This window comes from Janibacter terrae (genome assembly GCF_039636765.1).
GTDB lineage: Bacteria > Actinomycetota > Actinomycetes > Actinomycetales > Dermatophilaceae > Janibacter > Janibacter terrae.
Genome location: NZ_CP144167.1, coordinates 1,982,502 through 2,007,622, shown reverse-complemented (window position 1 = coordinate 2,007,622; position 25,121 = coordinate 1,982,502). Strand labels below are relative to the sequence as shown.

26 protein-coding genes are annotated in these 25,121 nt (G+C 73.9%); 7 read left to right on the top strand and 19 right to left on the bottom strand.

The window, feature by feature from the left end; translation table 11 throughout:
* Positions 1–7: 7 nt before the first annotated feature.
* Positions 8–2,143 (bottom strand): DNA gyrase/topoisomerase IV subunit B, encoded by a 2,136-nt coding sequence (locus V3C34_RS09785; protein ID WP_068421864.1) that lies wholly within the window; start codon positions 2,141–2,143, stop codon positions 8–10.
* A gap of 193 nt (positions 2,144–2,336) precedes the next feature.
* On the opposite strand from V3C34_RS09785, the gene V3C34_RS09780 reads away from it, so the two are divergent.
* Together V3C34_RS09780 and V3C34_RS09775 are read left to right on the top strand one after the other, a co-directional pair.
* Positions 2,337–2,561: a DUF7455 domain-containing protein gene (locus tag V3C34_RS09780; protein WP_068324695.1), complete on the top strand. Its 225-nt coding sequence runs from the start codon at positions 2,337–2,339 to the stop codon at positions 2,559–2,561.
* Positions 2,562–2,574: 13 nt separating this feature from the next.
* Complete coding sequence (locus V3C34_RS09775) at positions 2,575–3,090, top strand: DUF456 domain-containing protein (protein ID WP_068421867.1); 516 nt, start codon at positions 2,575–2,577, stop codon at positions 3,088–3,090.
* 51 nt (positions 3,091–3,141) lie between these two features.
* Here V3C34_RS09775 and V3C34_RS09770 read toward each other — a convergent pair whose 3' ends face one another.
* From V3C34_RS09770 to V3C34_RS09745, 6 genes are all read right to left on the bottom strand, one after another.
* Positions 3,142–3,573: a DUF3040 domain-containing protein gene (locus tag V3C34_RS09770; RefSeq protein WP_068421870.1), complete on the bottom strand. Its 432-nt coding sequence runs from the start codon at positions 3,571–3,573 to the stop codon at positions 3,142–3,144.
* Positions 3,574–3,653: 80 nt separating this feature from the next.
* Positions 3,654–4,922 (bottom strand): DNA polymerase IV, encoded by a 1,269-nt coding sequence (dinB, locus tag V3C34_RS09765; RefSeq protein ID WP_068324701.1) that lies wholly within the window; start codon positions 4,920–4,922, stop codon positions 3,654–3,656.
* A 6-nt stretch (positions 4,923–4,928) separates the two neighbouring features.
* Positions 4,929–5,708, bottom strand: coding sequence for a class I SAM-dependent methyltransferase (locus V3C34_RS09760; RefSeq protein WP_068324703.1), 780 nt, complete (start codon positions 5,706–5,708; stop codon positions 4,929–4,931).
* A gap of 68 nt (positions 5,709–5,776) precedes the next feature.
* Positions 5,777–9,520 carry a DNA polymerase III subunit alpha gene (locus V3C34_RS09755; protein ID WP_346006913.1) on the bottom strand — a complete coding sequence of 1,248 codons (3,744 nt, stop codon included), beginning with the start codon at positions 9,518–9,520 and terminating at the stop codon, positions 5,777–5,779.
* Positions 9,520–9,930: an SAV_6107 family HEPN domain-containing protein gene (locus V3C34_RS09750; RefSeq protein ID WP_346006912.1), complete on the bottom strand. Its 411-nt coding sequence runs from the start codon at positions 9,928–9,930 to the stop codon at positions 9,520–9,522. Before V3C34_RS09750 ends, V3C34_RS09755 begins: the two co-directional genes overlap by 1 nt.
* A 10-nt stretch (positions 9,931–9,940) precedes the next feature.
* Positions 9,941–10,249 (bottom strand): DUF6504 family protein, encoded by a 309-nt coding sequence (locus tag V3C34_RS09745; protein ID WP_068324710.1) that lies wholly within the window; start codon positions 10,247–10,249, stop codon positions 9,941–9,943.
* Between the two features lie 119 nt (positions 10,250–10,368).
* Between V3C34_RS09745 and V3C34_RS09740 the strand changes: the two genes are divergently transcribed.
* Positions 10,369–11,454, top strand: coding sequence for a polyprenyl synthetase family protein (locus V3C34_RS09740; protein ID WP_068324712.1), 1,086 nt, complete (start codon positions 10,369–10,371; stop codon positions 11,452–11,454).
* A gap of 4 nt (positions 11,455–11,458) precedes the next feature.
* Here V3C34_RS09740 and V3C34_RS09735 read toward each other — a convergent pair whose 3' ends face one another.
* The gene (locus V3C34_RS09735; protein WP_082807505.1) at positions 11,459–11,815 is read right to left on the bottom strand and encodes an Rv2175c family DNA-binding protein; all 357 of its coding nucleotides are present in this window, start codon (positions 11,813–11,815) and stop codon (positions 11,459–11,461) included.
* Between the two features lie 160 nt (positions 11,816–11,975).
* On the opposite strand from V3C34_RS09735, the gene V3C34_RS09730 reads away from it, so the two are divergent.
* From V3C34_RS09730 to V3C34_RS09720, 3 genes are read left to right on the top strand one after another with little or no spacing between them, the layout of a single operon-like run.
* Positions 11,976–13,115 (top strand): LysM peptidoglycan-binding domain-containing protein, encoded by a 1,140-nt coding sequence (locus tag V3C34_RS09730; RefSeq protein WP_346006909.1) that lies wholly within the window; start codon positions 11,976–11,978, stop codon positions 13,113–13,115.
* Positions 13,116–13,150: 35 nt separating this feature from the next.
* A complete protein-coding gene (gene pknB, locus V3C34_RS09725; protein ID WP_346006907.1) occupies positions 13,151–15,064 on the top strand; it encodes a Stk1 family PASTA domain-containing Ser/Thr kinase in 1,914 nt (637 codons plus the stop codon).
* Positions 15,064–15,513, top strand: a complete 450-nt coding sequence (locus tag V3C34_RS09720) for a DUF2177 family protein (protein WP_346006905.1) — start codon at positions 15,064–15,066, stop codon at positions 15,511–15,513. Before pknB ends, V3C34_RS09720 begins: the two co-directional genes overlap by 1 nt.
* 33 nt (positions 15,514–15,546) lie before the next feature.
* Here the strand turns inward: V3C34_RS09720 and V3C34_RS09715 are convergent, their stop codons facing one another.
* From V3C34_RS09715 to V3C34_RS09700, 4 genes are all read right to left on the bottom strand, one after another.
* Positions 15,547–16,872 (bottom strand): class II 3-deoxy-7-phosphoheptulonate synthase, encoded by a 1,326-nt coding sequence (locus tag V3C34_RS09715; protein ID WP_346008557.1) that lies wholly within the window; start codon positions 16,870–16,872, stop codon positions 15,547–15,549.
* 109 nt (positions 16,873–16,981) lie between these two features.
* Entirely contained in the window at positions 16,982–17,665 is a 684-nt protein-coding gene (locus tag V3C34_RS09710) for a response regulator (protein WP_068324732.1), read from the bottom strand.
* Positions 17,662–18,846 carry a MacS family sensor histidine kinase gene (macS, locus tag V3C34_RS09705; protein ID WP_346006903.1) on the bottom strand — a complete coding sequence of 395 codons (1,185 nt, stop codon included), beginning with the start codon at positions 18,844–18,846 and terminating at the stop codon, positions 17,662–17,664. Before macS ends, V3C34_RS09710 begins: the two co-directional genes overlap by 4 nt.
* A 3-nt stretch (positions 18,847–18,849) precedes the next feature.
* On the bottom strand, positions 18,850–19,665 hold the full coding sequence (locus V3C34_RS09700) for a lysophospholipid acyltransferase family protein (RefSeq protein WP_346008556.1): 816 nt from the start codon (positions 19,663–19,665) through the stop codon (positions 18,850–18,852).
* A gap of 64 nt (positions 19,666–19,729) precedes the next feature.
* On the opposite strand from V3C34_RS09700, the gene V3C34_RS09695 reads away from it, so the two are divergent.
* Positions 19,730–20,305, top strand: a complete 576-nt coding sequence (locus V3C34_RS09695; protein WP_068324736.1) for a hypothetical protein — start codon at positions 19,730–19,732, stop codon at positions 20,303–20,305.
* Between the two features lie 9 nt (positions 20,306–20,314).
* On the opposite strand, the gene V3C34_RS09690 is transcribed toward V3C34_RS09695, so the two are convergent.
* From V3C34_RS09690 to V3C34_RS09660, 7 genes are read right to left on the bottom strand one after another with little or no spacing between them, the layout of a single operon-like run.
* A complete protein-coding gene (locus tag V3C34_RS09690) occupies positions 20,315–21,022 on the bottom strand; it encodes an endonuclease/exonuclease/phosphatase family protein (protein WP_346006901.1) in 708 nt (235 codons plus the stop codon).
* Complete coding sequence (locus tag V3C34_RS09685; RefSeq protein ID WP_346006899.1) at positions 21,019–21,993, bottom strand: ROK family glucokinase; 975 nt, start codon at positions 21,991–21,993, stop codon at positions 21,019–21,021. The genes V3C34_RS09690 and V3C34_RS09685 overlap by 4 nt, the downstream gene beginning before the upstream one ends.
* Positions 21,990–22,949 (bottom strand): ROK family protein, encoded by a 960-nt coding sequence (locus V3C34_RS09680; RefSeq protein ID WP_346006898.1) that lies wholly within the window; start codon positions 22,947–22,949, stop codon positions 21,990–21,992. The genes V3C34_RS09685 and V3C34_RS09680 overlap by 4 nt, the downstream gene beginning before the upstream one ends.
* Positions 22,946–23,281: a hypothetical protein gene (locus tag V3C34_RS09675; protein WP_346006896.1), complete on the bottom strand. Its 336-nt coding sequence runs from the start codon at positions 23,279–23,281 to the stop codon at positions 22,946–22,948. Before V3C34_RS09675 ends, V3C34_RS09680 begins: the two co-directional genes overlap by 4 nt.
* Positions 23,274–24,185 carry a hypothetical protein gene (locus tag V3C34_RS09670; protein ID WP_346006894.1) on the bottom strand — a complete coding sequence of 304 codons (912 nt, stop codon included), beginning with the start codon at positions 24,183–24,185 and terminating at the stop codon, positions 23,274–23,276. The genes V3C34_RS09675 and V3C34_RS09670 overlap by 8 nt, the downstream gene beginning before the upstream one ends.
* A 7-nt stretch (positions 24,186–24,192) precedes the next feature.
* On the bottom strand, positions 24,193–24,639 hold the full coding sequence (locus V3C34_RS09665; protein WP_068324748.1) for an SRPBCC family protein: 447 nt from the start codon (positions 24,637–24,639) through the stop codon (positions 24,193–24,195).
* A 10-nt stretch (positions 24,640–24,649) separates the two neighbouring features.
* On the bottom strand, positions 24,650–25,003 hold the full coding sequence (locus V3C34_RS09660) for a hypothetical protein (protein ID WP_068421894.1): 354 nt from the start codon (positions 25,001–25,003) through the stop codon (positions 24,650–24,652).
* Positions 25,004–25,121 lie beyond the last annotated feature (118 nt).

Genomic DNA, 25,121 nt, shown 5'->3' with positions numbered 1-25,121 from the left:
GCCCCGGTCAGGCGTCGATGCGCTCCCGGTCGAGCTGGTCCGCCGAGGAGACGATGAAGTCGCGCCTGGGATCGACGTCCTTGCCCATCAGCAGCTCGAAGACCTCCTCGGCGGCCTCGAGGTCGGCCGTCGTCACCCGGCGCAGCATCCGGTGGCGGGGGTCCATCGTGGTCTCGGCGAGCTGGTCGGCGTCCATCTCCCCCAGGCCCTTGTAGCGCTGGATGGGCTGCTTGATGTTCTTGCCGCGGGAGCCCAACGAGGCGAGCTTCTTGCGCATCTCGGCCTCGGAGTAGGTGTAGATCAGCTCGTTCTTCTTCGAGCCCGGGTTGACCACCTCGATGCGGTGCAGCGGCGGCACGGCCGCGAAGACCTTGCCGGCCTCGACGAGCGGACGCATGTACCGGAAGAAGAGCGTGAGCAGCAGGGTGCGGATGTGGGCGCCGTCGACGTCGGCGTCGGTCATGATGATGACCTTGCCGTAGCGGGCGGCGTCGACGTCGAAGCTGCGCCCGGAGCCGGCACCGATGACCTGGATGATCGAGGCGCACTCGGCGTTCTTGAGCATGTCCCCGACGGCGGCCTTCTGCACGTTGAGGATCTTGCCGCGGATCGGCAGCAGCGCCTGGAACTCGCTGTTGCGCGCCTCCTTGGCCGTGCCCATCGCCGAGTCGCCCTCGACGATGAAGAGCTCGGTGGCCTCCACGTCGGTGCTGCGGCAGTCGCGCAGCTTCGGCGGCAGCGACGAGGTCTCGAGCGCGTTCTTGCGGCGCTGGGTCTCCTTGTGCAGCCGCGCCGAGATCCGCGACTTCATCTCGGCGACGACCTTGTCGAGCAGCTGGCCGGCCATCTGCTTCTCGGCGCGCTTGGTCGAGGTGAGCAGGCTCGTCAGCTCGGTCTCCACGACCTTGGTGACGATGGAGCGCACGGCGTTGGTGCCGAGCACCTCCTTGGTCTGCCCCTCGAACTGCGGCTCGGCCAGACGCACCGTGACCACAGCGGTCAGGCCCGCGAGGATGTCGTCCTTGTCGACCTTGTCGTTGCCGACCTTGAGCTTGCGGGCGTTGACCTCGAGCTGCTTGCGGAAGACCTTGAGCAGCGCCTGCTCGAAGCCCGCGACGTGCGTGCCGCCCTTCGGCGTGGCGATGATGTTGACGAAGGAGGAGACCTTGGCGTCGTACCCGGTCCCCCAGCGTACCGCGATGTCGACACCGCACTCCCGCTCGACGTCGGTGGGGGTCATGTGTCCCTTGGCGTCGAGGACCGGCACGGTCTCGGTGAAGGTGCCGGTGCCCTCGAGCCGCCACACGTCGGTGACCGGCGCGTCCGGTGCGAGGAACTCGACGAACTCGCTGATGCCGCCGTCGTGGTGGAAAACCTCCTCGACCGGCTCGTCGCCACGCGCGTCGCGCACGACGAGCGTGAGGCCGGGCACGAGGAAGGAGGTCTGACGGGCGCGCGCGGCGAGGGCCTCGCCGTCGAGCTCGGCGCCCTTGAGGAAGATCTGCGGGTCGGCCCAGTAGCGCACCCGGGTGCCGGTGACGCCGCGCCCGGCCTTGCCGATGACCTCGAGCTCGCTGCCCTTGTCGTAGGCGACGAAGTCGTGGTCGGGCGACTTGACCCCCTTCGCCCCCGCGACGTCGGAGAAGGTGCCGGGCTCGCCGCGGCGGAAGCTCATCGCGTAGGTCTTGCCTCCGCGGTCCACCTCGACGTCCAGGCGGGAGGAGAGGGCGTTGACGACGGAGGCGCCGACGCCGTGGAGGCCGCCGGAGGCGGTGTACGAGCCGCCGCCGAACTTCCCGCCCGCATGCAGCTTGGTGTAGACGACCTCGACGCCGGTGAGACCGGTGCGCGGCTCGATGTCGACGGGGATGCCGCGGCCGTTGTCGCGGACCTCGACCGAGCCGTCGCCGTGGAGGATGACCTCGATGCGGTCGCCGTGGCCGCCGAGCGCCTCGTCGACCGCGTTGTCGATGATCTCCCACATGCAGTGCATGAGGCCGCGCTGGTCGGTCGAGCCGATGTACATGCCGGGCCGCTTGCGCACGGCCTCGAGACCCTCGAGCACCTGCAGGTGGTGCGCGGAGTAGTCCTGGACCGACTTGCTGCTGGCGGTCTTCTTGGCGGTGGTGGCTGCCGGAGGCACGAGGTGGCCGGTCCTTCGTCGTCGGGGAGGTGGGCTCCTCGCAGCGTAAACCGCGGTCCCGACAGCGCCGCGCAGGCTCGCTCACGGTGTCGGTTGCGTCACGCCACGCGGAAAGGGTGCTGCCCGGGAAGGGTTTGGCATGTTTGACTGTTGACCCGGACGTCCACGATCTACGCAAGAGAAGAGGCACCACGTGAACGCGACCCTGGCCAGCCCCCTGACCGCAGCCGACCGCTGCGACCGCTGCGGAGCCAAGGCCTACGTGCGCGCCCGCCTGCACGCCGGCGGCGAGCTGCTCTTCTGCGCGCACCACGGCCGCGAGCACCTGCCGGCGCTGAAGGACCTCGCCGAGATCGACGACCACAGCGAGCGCCTGGACGAGAGCACCCCTGCCTCGGCCCCGGCAGACGAGCGCTGATCCACCGCCCCCGGTGCTGACCACGGTCTCGCAGACCGCCCCCGACCCGACCTCCTGGGTCCTGTGGGTGGCTGTCGCGATCTACGTCGTCGGCGTCCTCGGCATCGTCGTCCCGGTCCTGCCGGGCCTGCTGCTGTGCGTGGCGGCGGTCCTGCTCTGGGCCACCGAGACCGGCGGCGCGACGGCCTGGGTGACCTTCGGCATCGTCCTGGCGCTGTACGCCCTGGGTGTCGCGTTGCAGCTCCTGCTCCCCGGCCGCCGGATGAAGCGTGACGGAGTCGGCGGGCTGACGCTCGCCCTGGGCGTCGTCGGCGCGATCATCGGCCTCTTCGTCATCCCGGGCGTCGGCCTGCCGATCGGCTTCGTCGTCGGTGTCTTCGCTGCCGAGTACCTGCGCTACCGAGAGCTCGACCGCGCCTGGCAGGCGACCAAGGCCGCCCTGCGCGGCGTCCTGCACAGCATGGGCATCGAGCTGGCGACGGCCGCACTCGTCGCGGTGGTGTGGGTCGGCGGCATCGTCGCCCACTGAGGCCCTGCCCACCGGCACCACCAACCTGCCGGCTCTACCAACCTGCCGGCTCTACCAGCCCTGGCCCTGCTGGCGCCGGTGCTCCCACCGCTGCTCCATCCGCTGCATGAAAGTGGCCTGCCCGGCCGACTTGCGCCTCCCCTTCGCCCCGTGCCCGCGCAGCGTGCGGTGGTGCTGCACTGAGCCATCCGCCCCGACGACCCCGAGGCCCGCGCGCGGGCGTGACGACCCGGGCGCGAAGGCCAGCGCGACCGAGGCGACGATGAGGACGAAGCCGGCGACGCCGACCCACAGGTTGGTGTTGATGCCGAGCAGGACGAGTCCGAGCCCGGCGAGCGCACCGATGACCCCGACGACGATCCGACGACGATCACTCCCACCCGGGTGCGCGCCGTTCATCTGCGAGGCGAAACGGGGGTCCTCGGCCCGGATGGCCTCTTCCATCTCCTCGAGCATCTGCCGCTCGCGCTCCGACAGCGCCACGGTGACCTCCCTACCAGCCTGACGTCGGGCGGGCCTGGGGCCCGCGATGTCCCACGGAGGAGAAACCACCGTGGTCCCTCTCATGATATGTCCCCGCCACGCCCTGCGATAGGTGGGCGTCCTCGCCGCTCCCGATCCGAGATGAGGCTCGCCGGTCGCACGCTGCCCGCGCCGAACCGTGCGCTCGCCCGGTCGACGGCCCGGTCCGCCTCGCGCCACCCGTGCTCCGGCTCGTCGAGGGCCACCTGGACCGGGGTCGCGGAGGCATCGGAGAGCTGCTCGACCCGCACCCCGACGAGCCGCACCCGGGCACGCTGCAGCCCGAGGGCGTCGTAGAGCTCGCGGGCCAGCGCGGCGATGTCTCGGGAGACGTCGGTGGCATCGCGCAGGGAGCGGGAGCGGGTGATCGTCGTGAAGTCCGCGAAGCGCACCTTGATGCTCACGGTCCGCCCCACCAGCCCGGCGGCACGCAGGCGCGAGGCGGTCTTGTCGGCGAGGGCGAGCAGGGTGCGGTGGACGACCTCGGGGTCGTCGACGTCGTGGTCGTAGGTGCGCTCGTTGCCGATGCTGCGCTCGCGGCGGACCGGCTCGACCGAGCGCGGGTCCCGCCCCCAGGCGAGGTCGTGCAGGTGGTTGCCGGTCGCCTCGCCGAGGGCGCGCACGAGGGTCGAGCGCGGGGTGTGGGCGATGTCGGCGACGGTCTTGAGCCCGAGCCGGGCGAGGGCCTCCTCCGTCTTGTCCCCCACCCCCCACAGGGCGCCGACGGGCAGCTGCTGGACGAAGGTGACGACCTCGGCCGCCGGGATGACGAGCAGCCCGTCGGGCTTGGCCAGCCCTGAGGCGAGCTTGGCGACGAACTTGCTGCTGGCGACGCCGACGGAGCAGGTGATCCCCTGCTCGTCGGCGACGGTGTCGCGGATCCGCTGGGCGATCGTCGCGGGCGGGCCCATGAGACGCACCGCCCCGGCCACGTCGAGGAAGGCCTCGTCGAGGCTCAACGGCTCGACGAAGGGGGTGATGTCGGCGAACGTGGCCATCACCGCCGCGGAGATCCGCGCGTAGAGCTCGTGGTCGGGGGTGAGGATCGTCGCCTGCGGGCAGAGCCGACGGGCACGACCCATGGGCATCGCCGAGGTGACGCCGAAGGCGCGCGCCTCGTAGGTCGCCGACAGCACGACGCCCCGGGTGCCGCCGCCGACGATGACCGGGGTCCCGACGAGCTCGGGGCGGGCGAGGAGCGACGCGGACGCGTAGAAGGCGTCCATGTCGACGTGCAGGACCGTGCACCCCGTGTCGTCCGGGGGACCTTGGCCGACCCGTGGCGGGGGCCGGTACTGACGCCGGCTCATCGGCTCTCAGTCGCGGCGGGCGATGAGGTGCACCGCCGCGCCGAGCGCGGCGAGACCGGTGCGGCCGGCGTCCTGCGCGGCGAGCTCCTCGAGCTCGAGCAGGGCCTGCCGGTCGGCGTCGGTGTCGACGAAGGTGCTCGGGACGAGGTCGCTGAAAAGCCGCACTCCGCGGGCCTCGAGGGTGGTGAAGCCGGCGCGGGTGAGCATCTCGCCGAGGTCGGCGCGGTCGAAGCGGCGCGGCACCGGGTCGTCCTCACCCCAGCGGCCCTCGGGGCTGGTGAGCGCTGCCCGGGCCTGGTCGAAGCGGCCGGCGATGGCGCGGGCGATGACCGCCGCGACGCGCTGGGCGGTGACGAGCGAGAGGTGCCCGCCCGGGGCGAGGACCTCGCCGATGCGGGTGAGCGTGGCCCCGGGGTCCTCGACGTACTCGAGGGTGCCGTGGCAGCACAGCAGGTCGATGCTGCCGGGCTCGATGATGGTGTGGAGGGTGTCGGCGTCGCCCTGCAGCGCGCTGATCCGCGAGCCGGCGTCGGACTCGGCCACCCGGCGGCGCATCGAGGCGAGGGCGTCGGGGCTCGGGTCGACGACGGTGATCGTGTGACCGTGCTCGGCGAGCGCGACGGCCATGCCGCCGGTGCCACCCCCGAGGTCGAGGACGCGCAGTGGGCGGGAGAGCTCGCGCTGCCGGGACGCGCTGAGCTCACGGACCTGCGCCCAGATCGCGGCGGTCCGGACATTGCCCTCGACCCCGCTGCCGCCACGGCGCCATGCTCGCTCGTCGTTCATGGCCCCAACCCTAGTCGGCGCGGGCGACACCCCCTTCGCCCCGCCGGTGCCCCGCCCGGTCCTGCAGCTCAGTGGCCAGAGCTGCCCGGCGAGGAGTGCCACAGCTTGCGCGGGGGCTCCACGCCGGTGCCTGCGGGGCGGATGTCGGCCCACGGCGACTGCCGGAACCCCGAGGCGTGGACGAGCACCCGGTGCCCGGCGGGCTGCTGGTGCGCGGCGTCCCGGGCCCGCGCGAGGTCGTCGGCCTCGTCGAGCGCGGCGTGGACGGCGGCCAGCCCACCGGACTGCCAGGCCTCCCACAGCGTCGACAGCTCCCACGCCCCGGAGGCGAGCACCGAGACCCCGCGCGGGCCGGCCCGGCGGACCGTGCCGCGCACGAGCACCAGCCAGGAGTGGAAGATCGTCGCCGCGTAGGGCCCCTGGACGTCCTCGAAGAAGGTCGCGTCGACCGGGCCGGTCGAGTCGTCGACGGTGAGGAAGACGACCCGCCGACCGGACCTGATCGGCGGGGTCTGGGTCGCGACCTTGACCCCCGCGGCGAGGATCTGCGCGCCGCTGCGCACCGAGAGCAGGTCGGCGCTGCGGGTCACCCCGAGCGCCTCGAGCATCGGCGCGTAGAAGTCCATGACGTGCCGCGATGCGTCGAGCCCGAGGATCTCCAGCTCGGCGCCCACCTGGTCGGGGACGGTCATCTCGGGCAGCCCGACGCCCTCGCCGAGCTCCGGGGAGTCACCGAGGTCGAGGGTCAGCTGGCTCGCGACGGGGGTGACCGTCGTCGTGGCGCGCACCTGCTGCGCCCCCGGCTGCCCCGCCGCCCACGCGGGCGTCCCGGCCCGACGCGACGGGCCACGACCGCCTCCCCGCGAGCGTCCCGTCGCCGTCGCCCGTGACCACCGGTCGAGCTCGGCGACGTGCAGCAGCAGGTCGCGCCGGGTGAGCCGGCCGCGGCTGCCGAGCCCCGGACCGCCCCGGCCCGCGCCGGTCCCGTGCACGGAGTCGAAGGCCCCGACGAGGACCAGCCGCTCGACGACCGGCCGCGAGACCCGCGCCCGCTGCCAGAAGTCCGCGAGCGAGTCGTAGGGCGCGCCGGCGACGACGCGGGCGACCTCCCCTTCGCTCATGCCCTTGACGTCCGCGAGCGAGAGGCGGATCCCCCAGGCCGAGCCGTCGGGCAGGTCCGGGTCGTCCGGCACCCGGCCGGGCACGGGGGCGCGCTCGATGCGGTACTCCCCCGTGCTCGCGTTGACGTCGACGCCGAGGATGCTCACCCCGAGCGAGCGCGCCTCCTCGAGCAGCAGCCGCTTGGGGTACATGCCGGGGTCGTGGGTGAGGACGCCGGCGAGGAAGGCCGCCGGGTGGTGCGCCTTGAGCCAGGCGGACTGGTAGGTCGGCATGGCGAAGGCCGCGGCGTGCGCCTTGCAGAACCCGAAGGAGGCGAAGGCCGCGAGCACCGCCCAGATGCGGTCGACGTCCTCGGGCGGGTAGCCGCGCGCGGCTGCGGCGGGACGCCACCACGCCTCGATGCGGGCCTGCCCGTCGGGGCTGCCCATGGTCCGCCGCACCTCGTCGGCCTGCGCGAGCGTGGCACCGCTCGTCTCGGAGATGATCCGCAGCATCTGCTCGTGGAAGACGACCACGCCCTCGGTCTCGGCGAGCGCGCGCACGAGCCGGTCGTGGAGGAACTGCGGCCGGCTCCACCCGTGCCGGGCCTCGAGGAAGGGGCGGATCATGTCCGACTTCACCGGGCCGGGACGGAAGAGCGAGATGTCGATGATGAGGTCGTCGAAGACCGTGGGCGCGAGCTTGCCGATGAGCTCGCGCTGCCCCGGGCTCTCGATCTGGAAGCACCCGAGCGTGCGGGTCGTGCGGATCATCGCGAAGGTGGCCGGGTCGTCGAGCGGTACGTCCTCGCGGTCGTCGAGGCCGATCCGCTCCCCCGTGACCCGCTCGACCTCGCCGACGGCGTGCGCCATCGCCGACTGCATCCGGATGCCGAGGACGTCGAGCTTGAGCAGCCCGAGCGCCTCGACGTCGTCCTTGTCGAACTGGCTCATCGGGAAGCCCAGCCAGCTCGACTCCACGGGCGTGCGGTCGAGCAGGCCACCGTCGGACAGGACGACGCCGCACGGGTGGAGCGCGATGTGCCGCGGCAGTCCGTCGAGCCGCTCGACGAGGTCGAAGAGCGTCGAGAGCCGGCCCGCGTCGAGGCTGCGGGTGCGCAGCTCGGGCAGCTCGGCCATCGCCGAGCGCACGTCCTTGGCCCGGATGTGGGGGAAGGCCTTGGCGATCTCGTCGACCTCTGAAGGGGGGACCCCCAGGGCCGCGCCGACGTCCCGGATCGCGTGCCGCGCCTTGTACGTGTCCATCATCGACACGCACGTCACCCGGTCGCGCCCGAAGCGCTGCAGGATCAGCTCGTACATCTCGGTGCGCCGCGCGGACTCGACGTCGATGTCGATGTCGGGCAGCTCGGCCCGCAGCGGCGAGCAGAAGCGCTCCATGAGCAGGTCGTGCCGGATCGGGTCGATGGCGCTGATGCCGAGCAGGTGGTTGACGAGGCTGCCGGCGCCGGAGCCGCGGGCGGCGACCCGAACCCCGGCCCCGACGATGAGGTCGACGACCTCGGCGACGGTGAGGAAGTAGGTCGGGTACCCGAGGGCCGCGACGACGTCGAGCTCGTCGGCGAGCCGCTCCTCGACCTGTCGCAGCAGCGACGGCGACGCGTCCGGGTAGCGCGCGCCGATCGCCGCCCGGCAGCGCTGCGCGAGGACCGCCTGCGGGTCCTCGTCCGGCCGCAGCCCGAGCACGTGCGCCTCGGGCAGGTGCACGCGGCCGATGCCGATGTCCTTGCGCCCGTCCTGGGCGCAGGCCAGCGCCGTGGCGACCGTCGCGTCGAGCAGCGCCGCCGCCCGCTCGGCGGGGCTCGCGCAGGACCACCCGCCGGCGCCGCCCCCGAGGACCGTGGCCACCCGGTGGGCGGACGCGGCCATCGTCGCGTCGTCGGCGAGGTGCCCGGCGGTCGTCACCCGGTCGAGGTGCCGGGTGTCGAGGACGACGAGCCGGCGGGTCGCGTCGAGGACGTCGGCGGTGCTCGCGTCCTGCGGGTGCAGGTGGCGCACGGCCGCGGTGAGCACGGCCGGGACGCCGCACGCGTCGGCGAGGCCCAGCAGGTGGGCGGCGTGGCCCGTCGAGGCGGGCGTGCCCGGCGGACCGCCGTGGTCGACGACCTCGATCGCGAGCGCACCGGCGGGCAGGGCCTGCTGCCAGGCCCGCAGGCGCTGCCGGGCGATGTCGGGCCGGCGGGCGAGCAGCGCGGCCCCGACGTCGGAGGTCGGCCCGAGGAGCACGAGCAGCGGGGCGGGCTCCTCGGGTCCGGGCGCGGTGGCGTGCCGCGTGATCATCGCCGGCGTGGCCACGGCCTCACCGCGCTCCCCCGTGAGGTGCACCTCGCTGACGAGCCGGCACAGCCGCGCCCACCCGACCCCGTGCGGCACGCCCGCCCCGGCCCCCCGGGCGAGGACGGTGACGCGAGGGTGCCGCGGGTCGACCTCGGCACCGCCGCGCACCGGGGTGCGGCCGCGGGCGGGGGCCCGGCCCCCTCCGTCGACGGCGAGGTCGACCCCGAGGACCGGCGCGATGCCCGCGGCCGTCGCGGCCCGCACGAAGCGCACCGCCCCGTAGAGGCCGTCGCGGTCGGTGAGGGCGAGGGCGGGCTGCCCGAGCTCGGCCGCCCGGGCCACGAGCGACTCCGGTGGTGTCGTGCCGTGACGCAGGGAGAACCCCGACGCCACGTGCAGGTGGGCGAAGCCCATCAGGCCCCACCCCCGGTGATCGCGACGAGATCGCCGGTGACGCGTACCGGCGGCAGCCCGAGGATCCCCGCGACGAGGTCGACGAACTCCTCCCCCTGGCGCAGCAGGTCGTCGGCCTGCCGGACCGACATCGGCCCGGACGCGCCGTGACCGGGGTGGGCGCCCCCTTCGGGCAGGACGGTCGCGAAGAAGTCCGCCCACTCGGTCAGCTCGGGCGCCACCCGCGGCAGCAGGCGCCACACGTCGACGGGACCGTCGCTGCCGGCGGTCCCGCCGCGCACGGACAGCACGGCCGCGGCGGCGCGGAGCACGGCGAGCCGGGTGCCGGCGCTGCGACCCGGGACGGAGCGGGCCATGTGCGCTGTGGCCAGGCTCTCGCCGGCCGCGGCGAGCAGGGCGACGGCGGCCATCACCCCCACCTCAGTCCTGCGTCCGCAGGAGCAGCCACCCGCCGGCGACGGACGCGCCGTCACCCGCTGCGCTGTCGACGCCCAGGTCGTAGACGCCGGGCGAGCTGCTCCGGCCGCGCTGGGCGCTCACCCGCCACACCTCCCGGGCGAGCGGCACCTGCGCCAGCGGCTGCCCACCGCTCGAGCGCCACCACGCGTGCCGCTCCTGCCAGTGGTCGACGACCTCGGTCACCCGGTACAGCCGCCCCCTCCACAGGAACTGCTCCGGCGAGGTCTCGCCCACCCGTACCTCGATGGTCTCCTCGACGCGCCTGACCATGACCACTCCTTCGTCCTCGAACACCTGTTCGAACAATGATAGACCGAGGTCCCGACAGCGCGTCAACCCCCGCCACGTAGGCTGGGTCCAGCCCTGTCCCCCTCGCCACTGGAGCACACGTGCCGCACCCGCTGGACCGGGATGACCTGCGCTCGCGGGTCCAGGACCGGATCGACGCCGAGCTGGACCGCTGGGAGAGCGAGCTCGCCGAGGTCGGCCCCGACGTCGTCGACCTCACCGCGCCCGTGCGCACCCTGCTGCGCGGCGGCAAGCGCCTGCGCGCCGGCTTCGCCTACTGGGGCTGGCGCGCCGCCGGGCAGGACGACCACGACGGCGCGGTCTCGCTCGCCGCCTCGATGGAGCTCTTCCAGGCCGCGGCGCTCATCCACGACGACGTCATGGACGACAGCGAGACCCGGCGCGGTCGGCCCGCGATGCACCGCGCGCTCGCCCGCTCCCACGCCGACCGCGCCTGGCACGGCGACCCGGACCGCTTCGGCGTGGCCGGCGCGATCCTCGCCGGCAACCTCTGCCTCGGCTGGTGCGACGACCTCTTCGCCGACTCCGGCCTGCCCCCGCAGGCCCTCACCGCCGCCCGTCCGGTCTTCGAGCGGATGCGCGGCCAGCTCATGGGCGGCCAGTTCCTCGACATCGTCACCTCGATGCGCCCCTGGCAGCGGCTCGACGACGACGAGCGCGTCGCCGCCGCCCGGCAGGTCATCCGCTACAAGAGCGCCAAGTACTCCATCGAGCACCCCCTGCTCATCGGCGCCACCGCCGGCGGCGCGTCCGCGACCGACCTCGCGGCGCTCTCGCGCTACGGCCTGGCTCTCGGCGAGGCCTTCCAGCTGCGCGACGACGTCCTCGGCGTCTTCGGCGACCCGGACGTCACCGGCAAGCCGGCCGGCGACGACCTGCGCGAGGGCAAGCGCACCGTGCTCATCGCCCGGGCGCTCGCCGGGGCCGACGACGTCATGACGACCAGGATCGACCAGTGGCTCGGGGCACCCGACCTCACGGGCGACGAGGTCGGGGCCTTTCGCGAGCTGCTCGTCGACACCGGCGCGCTCGACGGCGTGGAGGCCGACATCACCGCCGGCGCCGACGCCGCCCGCGCGGCCCTCGCCGACGCGACCGGCGTCAGCGAGCCGGCCCGCACGGTCCTCGCCGACCTCGTCGACGTCACGACCGCCCGGGCCACCTGAGGCGCTAGAGCGCCTCCTCCATCGCCCGGCGCCGCACCTCGGTCTTGAAGCCGGCGCGGATCGCCTCGATCGGGGTCGTCCCGCCGGGCAGCGTCTCGTCGTGGGCGAACATCCACTCGACGATCTCGTCGTCGCTGAAGCGCCCGTCCGCGAGGACGGTGAAGGTCCCGGCGAGCTCCGGCAGCGGCCCGTCCTCGCCGATGAAGGCGGCCGGGACCGAGAGCACCTTGCGCTCGCCGCGACGCACGGCGACGAGCTGGCGCTCGTCGAGCCAGCGGCGCACCTCGGAGATGCGCACGCCGAGCTGCTCGGCGAGGTCGGGGAGGGTCAGCCAGGTGTCGGTGGAGGTCGTCTCGTTCACGTCGGCCAGTGTGTCACCGCCCGTGACGAAGGGGGACGCGCCCCGGTCTCGTCCGGCGCCCCGGGAAGATCTTCGGTACCGTCGAGACGCCAAACACTTCCGCCACACCCGCCACACAGGTCACACACGCACCTGAACACCCCCCGACCCAGGAGTCATCGTGGTCCTTCCGCTGCTCGTCCCCGTCCCGGCCACCCCTGTGGCCCCGGCGATCGACCTGACCGCCGAGACCAGCACCCACTCCAGCGCCTCGTCCGCCGTCCACGGCCGCCACCACACGGTGCGTGACGGCGAGACCGCCTATGACATCGCCGCCCGCTACGGCGTCTCCGTCCGGGCGCTGCTCTCGCGCAACCACCTGTCCGCCGACGAGTTCATCCACCCGGGCCAGCGGCTCACGGTGCCCGGCCGCGGCTCGGGCGCGTCCTCCCCTTCGTCCTCGCGACCGCAGCGCTCCGGCTCGACCCGCGCCTACACCGTGCGCAGCGGCGACACGCTGAGCGGCATCGCCGCCCGCCACGGCATGGGCGTCGACCGGCTGCGCTCGCTCAACGACCTCGGCGAGGGGTTCATCCACCCCGGCCAGTCGCTGCGCGTCACCGGCACCGCCGCCAAGCCGGCGAAGCGGTCGGCGGGCCGTCCCACGAGCCGCCACACCGTGCGCTCCGGCGAGACCCTCTCCGGCATCGCCGCGCGCTACGACATGAGCCTCGCCCGCCTGGCCAAGCTCAACCGCGTCTCGACCGACGACTTCATCCACCCCGGCACCCGGCTGCTCGTCACCGGTACAGCCGCGCGGCCCGCGAGCCCGCAGAAGACCTCGGCCAACACCTTCGCCGGACGCACCTACCCCGACGAGATCGTCGCCGCGGCCGAGCGCAACCGCTCGACCCTGGCGGAGCGCTCCGTCCCGAGCCGCGAGGAGGTCCGTCGCAAGATCACCCGGATCTCCCGCCAGCACGGCCTCGACCCCTCGATCGCGCTCGCGATCTCCTACCAGGAGTCCGGCTGGGACCAGCGGCAGGTCTCCGTCGCCAACGCCGTCGGCACGATGCAGGTCATCCCGAGCTCCGGCGACTGGGCCTCCCAGATGGCCGGGCGAGAGCTCGACCTGCTCGACACCGACGACAACATCACCGCCGGCGTGCTGCTGCTGAAGACCCTGACCCAGCAGGCCGGCTCGACCTCCGACGCCATCGCCGGCTACTACCAGGGCCTCGCCTCGGTGCAGCGCAACGGCATGTACAGCGACACCAAGCAGTACGTCGCCAACGTCAAGGCACTCCGAAGCCGGATGTGACGGACGTTCGTCGGGGTCGAACCTAGACTTCGAGGATGACCACCGCATCCGCGCACCCCCTCGTCGGCGAGCTCGTCGACGGCAGGTACCGGGTGCTGCGGCACATCGCCGACGGCGGCATGGCGACGGTCCTGCTGGCCACCGACACCCGCCTCGACCGCGAGGTCGCCCTGAAGGTCATGCGGCGCGACCTCGCCGCGGACGAGACCTTCGTCTCCCGCTTCCGCCGCGAGGCGCGCTCGGCCGCCCGGCTCAGCCACCCCAACGTCGTCCCGGTCTTCGACCAGGGCGAGGACGGGGGGCGGGTCTTCCTCGCGATGGAGTACGTCGAGGGACGCACCGCCCGTGCCGTGCTCGACGAGGAGGGCGCGCTCACCCCGCGTGCCGCGCTCGACATCATCGAGGCCGTGCTCACCGGGCTCGCCGCCGCGCACGAGGCGGGCTACATCCACCGCGACGTCAAGCCCGAGAACATCCTGATCCCCGACCGGGGCCCGATCAAGGTCGCGGACTTCGGGCTCGCCCGCGCCGTCACCTCGCAGACGACCACCGCCGACGACGGCGTGCTCTTCGGCACCGTCGCCTACCTCTCCCCCGAGCAGGTCGAGCGGGGCATCGCCGACGCCCGCAGCGACGTCTACGCCGCCGGCCTGATCCTCTTCGAGCTGCTCACCGGGCAGCGCGCCGTCGCCGGCGAGTCGCCGATCCACGTCGCCTTCCAGCACGTGCACGGCTCCGTCCCCGCGCCCTCCGAGCGCGTGGCCGGGCTGCCGGAAGGGCTCGACGACCTCGTCGCGCTCGCGACCCACCGCGACCCCGACGAGCGACCCCGCGACGCGGGCGCCTACCTCGCCGAGGTGCAGCGCGTGCGCGCCGACCTCACCCCTGACGAGCTGGACCACCGCCGCGCACCGACGGAGCGCGCGTCCGCCGGCGCGGCCGCCACGGTGGCGCACCCGCGCCCCTCCCACACACGTGCGATCGCGAGGCCGAGCGCGCAGCCGGCGAGCGAGGACTCGCCCGCTGCGGCAGGTGCGGGGACTCCCCCTTCGTCCTCCCGGGTGCGGCGGCGCCGTCGCGGCGCCCTCGTCGCCCTCCTGCTCGTCGCGCTGGTGGCGGCCGGCGGCGGCTGGTGGTGGACCCAGGAGGGCCCCGGCAGCGTCGTCCTCGTCCCCGACGTCGCGGGGCAGGAGCGCACCGAGGTCGAGGCCACCCTCGGCGCCCACGAGCTGCGGCTGGCGGAGGAGCGCGCCTTCGACGAGTCCGTGCCCGCCGGCGCCGCGATCACCTCCAACCCGCCCACCGGCACCGAGCTGTCGAAGGGAGCGGACGTCACGGTCGTCTTCTCCCGCGGGCCCGAGCGGTACGAGGTCCCCGACCTCGAGGGACGGACCACGGCGCAGGCCACCGCCGACCTGGAGCGCCGCCACCTCGCGACCGGCACGACGACCCAGGCCTGGGACGAGGAGGTCCCTGCCGGCGAGGTCGTCTCGTCCGCACCCGCGGCCGGCACCGAGCTCAAGCGCGACGCCACGGTCGACCTCGTCGTCTCCAAGGGCCCCGAGCCGATCCCCGTGCCGTCCGTCGTCGGGCAGACCACCGCGGCCGCGACGAGCACGCTGGAGGGCAAGGGCTTCGACGTCGCCCGCGCCGACGACGCCTGGTCGACCACCGTGCCCAAGGACAGCGTCATCAGCCAGGCCCCGGCGAGCGGCACCCTCACCCGCGGCGAGACCGTGACGCTCACGGTGTCCAAGGGCCCCGAGATGGTGACGGTCCCGCAGGTCGAGGGCCTGAGCCGCGCCGCCGCCACGCAGAAGCTCCAGGCCGCCGGGTTCAAGGTCTCGGTGCAGACCTTCCTCGGCGGCGTGCTCGACGAGGTCCGCGCGTCCCGCCCGGGCAGCGGCACAGCGCCCAAGGGCTCCACGGTCACGATCCTCGTCGTCTGATGGCCGCCGACGACCCCGCCGCCGACAGGACGGGACCGGTGCGCCGGTGGGTGCTGCCGGCAGCCGTCGTCGCGCTCGTCATCGGCCTGCTCGACGCGCTGTGGATCGGGCTGGTCGCCGGCCCCCTGTACGAGGCCGAGCTCGGGGGGCGTCTCGCCCAGCCGGTGGTGGCGTGGGCCGCCGCCGTCTTCTACGTCGTGTACGTCATCGGCACGACCGCGCTCGTCGTCGCTCCGGCGCTCGACGCGCGCTCCGTGCGCACCGCGCTCGTGCGCGGCGCACTGCTCGGTGTCTGCTCCTACGCGACCTTCGGGTTCACCAACCTCGCCGTCCTCGAGGGCTGGCCGGTGGTGGTCTCCGTCGCCGACACCCTGTGGGGCGGGGTGCTCACGAGCACGGCGTCGGTCGTCGCCGTGCTCGTGTGCCGGGGCGGACGACCGGGCCGGTGAGTGCCGGGGGGCGCGCCCCCCGGCACTCACGGCTCAGACCTCGCCGAGCATCTCCGCGGTGAGGAAGGCCAGCTCGAGGCTCTGCTGGTGGTTCAGGCGCGGGTCGCAGACGCTCTCGTAGCGCTTGTTGAGGTCCTCGTCGAGGATCCGCTCGGCTCCACCCAGGCACTCGGTGACGTCGTTGCCGGTGAGCTCGACGTGCAGGCCGCCGGGGACGGTCCCGAGCGAGCGGTGCACCTCGAAGAAGCCGCGCACCTCGTCGACGACGTCGTCGAAGTTGCGCGTCTTGAACCCGGAGGCCGACTCGAAGGTGTTGCCGTGCATGGGGTCGCAGATCCAGGTGACGATCGCACCCGAGTCGCGGACCTTCTCCACGATCGGCGGCATGGCCGCACGGATCTTGTCCGCACCCATGCGGGTGATGAAGGTCAGGCGGCCCGGCTCGCGGTGCGGGTCGAGCAGGTCGATGATCCGCAGCAGCTCGTCCGGGTCGGCCTTGTCGGAGACCTTCATGCCGATGGGGTTGCGGATGCGGCTGACGAAGTCGAGGTGCGCGTGGTCGATCTGGCGGGTGCGCTCGCCGATCCACAGGAAGTGCCCCGAGGTGTCGTACAGGTCGCCGGTGCGGGAGTCGACACGCGTCATCGGCCGCTCGTAGTCCAGCAGCAGCGCCTCGTGCGCGGACCAGAACTCGGTGGCCCGCATCGCCTCGAAGTCGACGCCGCAGGCCGCCATGAAGCGCATGGCCTTGTCGATCTCGCGGGCCAGGCCCTCGTAGCGACGGTTGGCGGCGTTGGAGACGAAGCCGACGTTCCAGTCGTGCACGCGGCGCAGGTCGGCGAAGCCGCCCTGCGTGAAGGCCCGGGCGAGGTTCAGCGTCGCGGCGCTCGTGTGGTAGCCGCGGAGCAGGCGCTGCGGGTCGGGGTGGCGCGACTCGGGGGTGAACGCGAAGTCGTTGACCATGTCGCCGCGGTAGGCGGGCAAGGTCACGCCGTCACGGGTCTCGGTGTCCTTGCTGCGGGGCTTGGCGAACTGCCCGGCCATCCGGCCCATCTTCACCACGGGCATGCCGGCGCCGTAGGTGAGGACGGCCGCCATCTGCAGGACCGTCTTGATCCGGTCGCGGATGTTGTCGGCGGTGGCGTGGACGAAAGTCTCGGCGCAGTCGCCACCCTGGAGCACGAAGGCCTCGCCGACCGAGGCCGCAGCCATCCGGTCACGCAGGTTGTCGCACTCGCCGGCGAAGACGAGCGGCGGATAGGTCGCCAGCTGCGACACGGCGGCGTCGAGGGCACCGCGGTCCGGCCAGCTCGGCTGCTGGGCGGCCGGCAGGTCGCTGTCGATGGAGGCGGCGGTCATGGGCGAGGGCACTGCGGTGGTCACCCGACAAGGATAGGCCGCGGCTCCCTTCGCCCCCGCACCCGTCCAGCCAGAGGACGGCACAGGCCGGCGCACAGGAGGCACAGGATCACTCCGGGGTGTCGAGGCCCCGGCTGATCGCGAAGCGGGTCAGCTCGACCCGGTTGTGCAGGTGGAGCTTGCCGAGGATGTTCTGCACGTGGTTCTGCACCGTCCGGTGCGACAGGACGAGGTCCGCGGCGATCTCCTTGGCCGTCATGCCCATCGCGACGTACCGCAGGATCTCGGTCTCCCGCTCGGTGAGCTCGGGCACCGGTGAGGACGCCGCCGCGGTGGGCTCCGGGGCGGCGCGCGCCCGCGAGCTCATCTCCCGGAACTCGCCGAGCACGAGCCCGGCGAGCCCGGGGGTGAAGACGGCCTCGCCGGCCCCGGTCGCGGCCACGGCATCGCGGATCTCGGCCGGCGACGCGGACTTCACGAGGTAGCCGCTGGCACCGGCCTTGACCGCTGCGAGCACATCGTGCTCCTCGCCGCTCGCGGAGAGGATGAGGACCGTCGTCGGCAGGTCGTTGATGGCGGTGCAGACCTCGTCGCCGCGCATCTGCGGCAGGTTGAGGTCGAGGACGAGCACGTCCGGGACCGTCGCCCGGGTGCGGCGCACCGTCGAGGGACCGTCGGCCGCCGTGCCGACGACGTCGAAACCGGCCTCCTCGAGGTCGCGCACGAGGGCGTCCCGCCACAGCGGGTGGTCGTCGGCCACGAGGACCTTCAGGGGGACGGCGGGCTCGCTCATGGGGTGGAGCCTGCCACGGGCGAGGTCGGGAGGGTCAGGGTGAGCGTCGTGCCACCCGCGGCGGGGGTGCGCCAGCTGGCGTCGCCGCCGAGGTCGAGCATGCGCCCGCGGATCGAGCTGCTCGCCCCGAGCCGTCCTTCCTGCGCCGCCTGCACGAGCCGGTCGGGGGCCAGCCCGATCCCGTTGTCCCGGACGACGACCTCGATCCCGTGGTCGTCCGCGTCGAGGAGCACCCAGGCCCGGGCGCCGTCCCCGGCGTGCCGGGCGACGTTGTCGAGCGCCGCGCGGACGGCTGCCTCGACCTCGTCCGCCGTGCCGGCCGCGACCCGCACCGCGCCGGCGGGCAGGACGACGTCCACCACCCCGGAGCGAAGGGAGGCGAGCCGGGCCGCGAGGTCGGTCACCGCGGCCGCGCCGGTCCCACGGTTCTGCCCCGCTGCCGGCTCGAAGCGGGTGATGAGGGTGCGCAGGGACCGCTCCTGGTCAGCAGCGAGGTCGGCGAGGACCTCCCCTTCGCCCCCGAGCGCCCGTCCACGCCGGTGGATCAGCGCGAGGGCCTGGAGCACGCCGTCGTGCACCTCCCGACCGATGCGCTCCCGCTCGGCGAGCCGCTCGCTGACGGCGAGCGCCTGCTCGAGACGCTTCTGGCTCTCGCGGGCCAGCTGGACGGCCAGACCGATGAGGAGGCCGAGGATGTACAGCAGGAAGATGTTGTGCCAGGTCAGCTGCCCGGCCTCCTCGGCCTGGACGAGGTTGGCGGCGGCGATGACGGTGGCCGCGATGACGCCACCGCGCATCCCGGCCAGGAGCGCGCCCGCGACGACGCCGGAGGCGCTCCAGACCCCCGGCACCGTCGAGATGCCGGCGCTCACCTGCGCCGGCGTGTAGACCTCGCTGGTGAGGAAGATGCCGGCGCAGGCGATGGTCAGCTCGAGACCGATCGCCCACCACGTCGGCCGGGGCAGCAGCGGCGCCACCACCGACCAGGCGAGGGCGACGCCGAAGAAGGCGATGATCGGCCACCACAGCACGACGTGCTCGCGGTGGGTGCCCACGAGGATGGCGGCGTACGCGAGGGAGACGAATCGGTAGACCGCGAGCCCACGTCCACCTGCGCTGTCGAAGAGCGGCGTCGGGTGGTAGTGCCGGCGCAGGGAGCTCGCGCCCGGGTCGAGCGTCATGGGCTACAGCCCGTCCCGGCTCTCCTCGGCCCAGGGGTCGGGGCCGGGGGTGTCGGCCCGCTCGATGGCCTCCTCGAGCTCCGGCGCGGCCCGCCCGGGGCGGGCAGCGTCCTGCAGGGCGCGGGCCCGGCGCCTCGCGCGGGTCAGCAGCTTCTCCTTCATCGACGTCGCGTACATGTCGACGTACTCCTGGCCGGACAGCTGCATGAGCTCGTACATGATCTCGTCGGTGATCGAGCGCAGGACGAACCGGTCACCCTCCATCCCCTCGTAGCGGGAGAAGTCGAGGGGGGCGCCGATCCTGACGCCGATGCGCCGGATGTTGGGGATGACCTGGCCGGTCGGCTGGGCCTTGTCGGTGTCGATCATCGCGACGGGGATGACCGGCACACCGGCGGTGAGCGCCATGCGGGCGACGCCGGTGCGGCCGCGGTAGAGGCGCCCGTCGGGCGAGCGCGTGCCCTCGGGGTAGAGGCCGAGGAAGTCGCCCTCCTCCAGCACGCTGAGCCCGGCACGCAGGGCGGCCTCGCTGGCCCTGCCGCCGCTGCGGTCGATCGGCAGCTGGCCGACCCCGCGGAAGAAGGCGGCGGTGAGCCACCCCTTGATCCCCGGCCCCTCGAAGTAGTCCGACTTCGCGAGGAAGGTCATCCGGCGGTCGACGACGAGCGGCAGGAAGATCGAGTCCGAGAACGAGAGGTGGTTGCTCGCGAAGATGGCAGCACCCTGCTCGGGCACGTGCTCGAGTCCCTCGACGCGCGGTCGGAAGAGGACCTTGAGCACGGGTCCCAGGACGACCCTCTTCAGCAGCCAGTACAGCACCGTCACACCACCTCCAGATCGAGCGAACTCTACGGTAGCCAGCGGCCTTGCGGCGCGTGCGAGGATGGGTGCGACGGAGCGGGCGGGCACGGACGGGCGGGACACGGTGATGGTGGAGCGACAGCACCCTGACGAGCCGGACGTCGACGCCGTCTTCGAGTCCATCATCGCGCGGTGGGACGAGGTCCCCGACGAGGTGCCCGGGCACGAGCGCCGGCAGAGCACCGCCGATGTGCGCGACGCCCTGCGGCCGCGCACCCCCGAGCCCGCACCCGAGGTCGACCCGGGACCCGGTCCCGAGGCGCAGCACCCCGTGCCGTGGCGCGTCGACCCGACCAGCTCCGTCGCCGACGCCCTCCTGTCGTCCGACGAGGACCCCGGCTCGGCCGGCGACGACGAGGGCTACACGCCGCCCCCGCCGCGGCCGCTGCCGCCGACGACCGACCGACTCTTCTGGGGCGCGATCCTCGGTCTCGTCCTCGGCCCGCTCGGCCTCATCTGGCTCGTCGTCGTGCGCCCGGACGTCGGCGCCTGGGCGATGTGGGTCGTGCTCGGGCTGACCGTGGGCGGCTTCGCCTGCCTCGTCGTGCGCCAGCCGCCGGACCGGGACGACGACCCGACCCGCGGCGCACAGGTCTGAGCCGGCGGCTCACTCCCCCGAGCTGGTCCTCGCGCCCCCGGGCAGCTGCGTGGTCTCGATGTCGACCCAGACGGGTCGGTGGTCGGTCCCGGCCTTGAGGTCCTCCCACACCCACGGCACCTCCGTGTGCGGCAGCACGGTGACGTCCGGCGTGGCGAAGACGACGTCGAGGACCCGGTCGGGCGAGGCCGACGGATAGGTCGGCACGAGCTGGCTCACCGGCCGCATCGGCCCGCCGAAGAGCTGCCAGGCGGCACCGTCCGACTGCTCGTTGAGGTCGCCGGCGAGCAGCGCCGGCCCGGGGACCGCCGCGAGCGTCTCCATGATCTGCCGGGCGTGCCGCAGGCGCTCCTGCGCGTCGAGACCCAGGTGGACGCTCGCGACCGAGACGGAGGTGTGGCCGAAGGGGGCGACCCGGGTGACCGCGAAGCCGCGCCGGTCGCGCCAGGAGCTCGCGGGGAGGGGGTGGTGGGTCACCGAGAGCACGTTGGTGCGCAGGTTGGTCAGGACGCTCGTCTGCCCCGCGCGCTGGCTGCGCCCGGACCAGACGAGGCCGCAGCGCCGGGCGAAGTCGCTGATCCGGTGGTTGACCGGCCCGATCCACGGGACCTCCTGGAGGCACAGCACGTCCGGGTCGATGGCCCGCACCGTCCGGGCCAGGGCCGCGACGTCGTCCTGGAGGGCCCGCAGGTTGTACGAGGCGACGCGCAGGCTCACACCTGCTCCTCGGCCCCCAGCGCGGCGGCCCCGATGAGCCCGGCGTCGGGTCCGAAGCGCGCGGCGACGATCGTCGCCGCGGGGCGGTACCCGCGACCGGTGAGCTGGCGCGCGAAGGTGTCGCGGGCCGGCGCGAGCAGCAGGTCCCCGGCCGCGCTCACGCCGCCGCCGATGACGAAGACCTCCGGGTCGAGCGCTGCGGCGAGGTTGGCGATGCCGACGCCGAGCCAGTGGCCGATCTCGGTGAGCAGCTCGGTCGCGGTCGCATCGCCCTGCTTGGCCGCCTCGGTGATCATGGGGCCCGTGAGCGAGGCCGGGTCACCGCCGGCGTGCGCGAGCAGGTCCGTGGCCATCGGCGAGTTGGCCATCGCGAGGCCGCGGGCCTCGCGCACGAGCGCGTTGCCCGAGGAGTACTGCTCCCAGCACCCGCGGTTGCCGCACTCGCAGCGTTGGCCGCCGGGCACGACCTGCATGTGGCCGAACTCGCCGGCGATGCCGTAGCGGCCGCGCACGAGGTGCCCGCCGACGATGATGGCGCCGCCGATGCCCGTGCCCAGGGTGATCATCACCGCGTGCGTGGCGCCCCGGGCGGCGCCGAAGCGGTGCTCGGCCCACAGGGCCGCGTTGGCGTCGTTGTCGATGGAGATCGGCAGGTCGATGCGCTGGCCGAGGGCCTCGCGCAGGGGCTCGTTGCGCCAGGACAGGTGCGGCGCGAAGACCACCGTCGACCGGTCGGCGGCGACGAAGCCGGCGGCACCGACGCCGACGGTCGTGGGGCGCTCGACCCCCTGCTCGTCGGCGAGGCCGAGCAGCTCCTCGATGACCTCGACGATCGTGTCCTCGACGACGGCCGGGGCGTTGGAGCGGTCCGGGGTGTCCCTGCGGGTGCGCACGAGGATGCGCCCGTCCGCGTCGAGGACGCCGCCGGAGACCTTGGTCCCGCCGATGTCGATGCCGATGCTCGTGCTCATGCGTTCGCCTCCCGGGCGAGCGTGGCGGCTCCGACGAGACCGGCGTCGTTGCCGAGGGTGGCGGGCACGACCCGGGGCGAAGGGCGGTGACCCCGCCCGACGAGCCGGCTGGCCACGGCCTCCGCGGTCGGCCGCAGGAGGAGGTCGCCCGCGTCGGCGACCCCGCCGCCGACGACGACCAGAGAGGGGTCGAGCACCGCGCAGACGGAGGCGAGCCCGTGGCCCAGGTGCGTCCCCAGCTCGGCGAGGAGCTCGACGCAGGCCGGGTCGCCCTGCTGGGCGAGCTCGGTGACGTCCTGGCCGGTGAGTGCCTCGACGTCGCCGCGGCACCGCTCGCGCAGGGCGGCGGCCTGCGGGACCCCCGAGGCGAGGACCTCACGAGCCCGCCGCTCCAGCGCGGTGCCGGAGGCGAAGGCCTCGAGGCAGCCGTCGTTGCCGCACCCGCACCGCGGACCGCGCGGGTCGAGGGTCACGTGCCCGATCTCGCCGCTGATGCCGAAGGCCCCGCGCAGCAGCCGGTCGCCGATGATGCAGCCACCCCCCACGCCGGTGCCGACGGTGGCGAGCACCATGTCGTCGCAGTCGCGGCCGGCGCCGTAGCGGTACTCGCCCCACGCCGCCGCGCTCGCGTCGTTCTCGACGAGGACCGCGCGGCCGACCCGGCGGCCGACCTCCTGACCGAGGTCGAGGTCGCGCCAGGGCAGGTTGGGGGCGTACCAGACCTTCCCGGTGCGTCCGTCGACCAGGCCCGCGCACGCGACGCCGGTGCCGGCGACCTCTCCGTCCGCCGCGGCGGAGAGGGTCTCGACGAGCTCGGCCGTCACGTCGACGATCGCGGCGGTGTCGTCGGGGGTGGCGACCCGTACGCGGTGCGTGACGAGCCCGTCGGGGCCGACGAGCGCCCCGGCGATCTTGGTCCCGCCGATGTCGATGCCGATGGCGGTGGTGGAGGTCATCTGTCCCCTCGTGGGTCGGTGGCGCGGGCGCGGCCGGCGGTGAGCTCGTCGTCGTGGACCTGAATCCTCACACCCCGGGCGCGCAGGGGCACGTGCTCCGGCGGCGCGCCGAGCTCGACGCCGAGGGCGTCGGCCACGGGCCCTGCGCCCAGGGTGGCGCGTGTGATGGCCTCGGCGAGGAGCGTGGCGCCGGTGACTGCCCGGCGGCTCGTCGCGTTGTCGAGCCGGCGCAGGTCCTCGCCGAGCCCGTCGAGGTCGACCTCGGCGAGCACGCGCAGGAGCTGGACGACGACGGCCTGGGCCTCGCCGAAGGGGTCCGGGTCGTCAACCACGCGGCCACACCGCCTCGTCGGGGGTCATCGTCAGCGTGAGGACACCGCCGGCGACCCCGGCGCGGTCGATGTCGCAGCGGCGCAGCACCGAGGGCAGCCGCACGCGGCGGGTGCGTCCGGCGCACCCGAGGACGATCTCGTCCTCGTGCCGCACGAGGTCGAGGTCGCTCGCGCGCACGCCCGGGACGTCGAGGTGCAGGTACCAGCAGCCGGCCCCACGCTCGACTCGTGCGCCGTGCTCGGCCGGTGGGGAGGGCAGGTGCTCGACGCCGGCTCCTCCGCTGGGGTGCACGGCGGTGAGGGTGCGCCCCATGAGGGCCAGGAGCACCTCGGCGTCGGCGCGGCGGGCGGCACCGACCGGGCCCTCGGGTGGTGCGAGGTGGATCGTCGTGTCGGTCGGGTCGGCCAGGGCGGCGTCGAGCAGCTCGAGGAGCCGGGCGGCCTCCCGTAGAGCCACGAGCACCGGTCGGTCGGGGTGCGGCAGGGCGCCGATGCCCTCGGGGGCGACGAGCACCTCCCACCGGGCGACGACGGGGACGAAGGCCGCGCACGCGCGTGCGACGCGCTGGGGCACGTCGAGGACCCGGGCCACCTCGATGTCGAGGTCGACGACGAGCTCGTGCCCGGCGAGGCCGGCCTGCTCGATGCCGCGGGCGAGGCGCAGCAGCGCCGAGAGCTCGGACGGCAGGACGGCCGCGACGAGGTCCCCGACGACCGGGGCGGGCAGGTCGAGCGCGGACAGCAGGCGGTCGAGGTGGCTCTCGATCGCCGTCGTCACGGGGTCGTCCGGGCGGTCGACCGGACCGGGCCGGACGACGTGGTGGTGGGGGCGAAGGGCGGCGAGCACCCCGTCTCTGACCGCGGGACCGTGGTCGCCCCCGCCGACGACGAGGTGGGCGCGCACGTCCCCCTCAGCCCTCGGCGCGCTTCTTGAGGTCCCGCAGGGCCGTGTCGACGATGACCTTCTCGGCCTTGCGCTTGAGCATGCCGAGCATCGGGATCTTGACGTCGACGGTCAGGGCGTAGCTGACCTCTGTGCCGCCGCCCTCGGTCGCGGCGAGCGTGTATGACCCGTCCATCGCCTTGAGCACCGTGGCCTCGACGAGCGTCCACGAGGCGACGCCGACACCGTCCTCGTCGACCTCCCAGGCGTAGTCCAGCGTGTAGGTGTCCTTGATCGCGCCGGCGTCCAGGGTGAAGACCGCCTGGTCCGGCCAGCCGTCGCCGTCCTCGGTGAGGATCTCGACGTTCTTGATCTCCTTGGCCCACTCCGGGTACGCCTCGAGGTCGGCGATGATGTCGAGCACCTCGCCGGGCGCGGAGTCGATGACGATGCTGGAGCGGGTGCTGTCGGCCATGGTGGGGAGACTAGCGCGTACGCCCTTCGAGACGGTCCTTGATGTCGTGGACGCCGGCCTTCCACCGGCGGCGGTGCGCCCTGGTCCAGCGCCACGGGCCGCCCCGCTGCTCGCCGTGGACGTAGTGGTGGATGATCGTGCCGCCGTGGCCCTCCTCGAGCCAGATCTCCAGACGGCCCTCGACCTCTCCCCCGGTCCGCCAGCGCACCCCCTTCGTCCCGCGGTCCTGCACGACCTCCCGCTGCAGCCCGGGCCACAACCCGTCGAGGAGGCCGGGGACGTCGAGCGCGGCGCGCACGACGTCGGGCGCGGCGCGCACGAAGGTCTCGTCGACGACGTCGACGGTGCGGCGGCGGACGGGCATGGGACCAGTATGGCCACGGTCACGACCGTTCTCCCCGGGGGCGGCCGGGCGCATGGGTAGGCTCGCCGCAGGCCCGCACGTGCCCGGTCCGTGCACCGATGCCGAACGAAGGAGATCC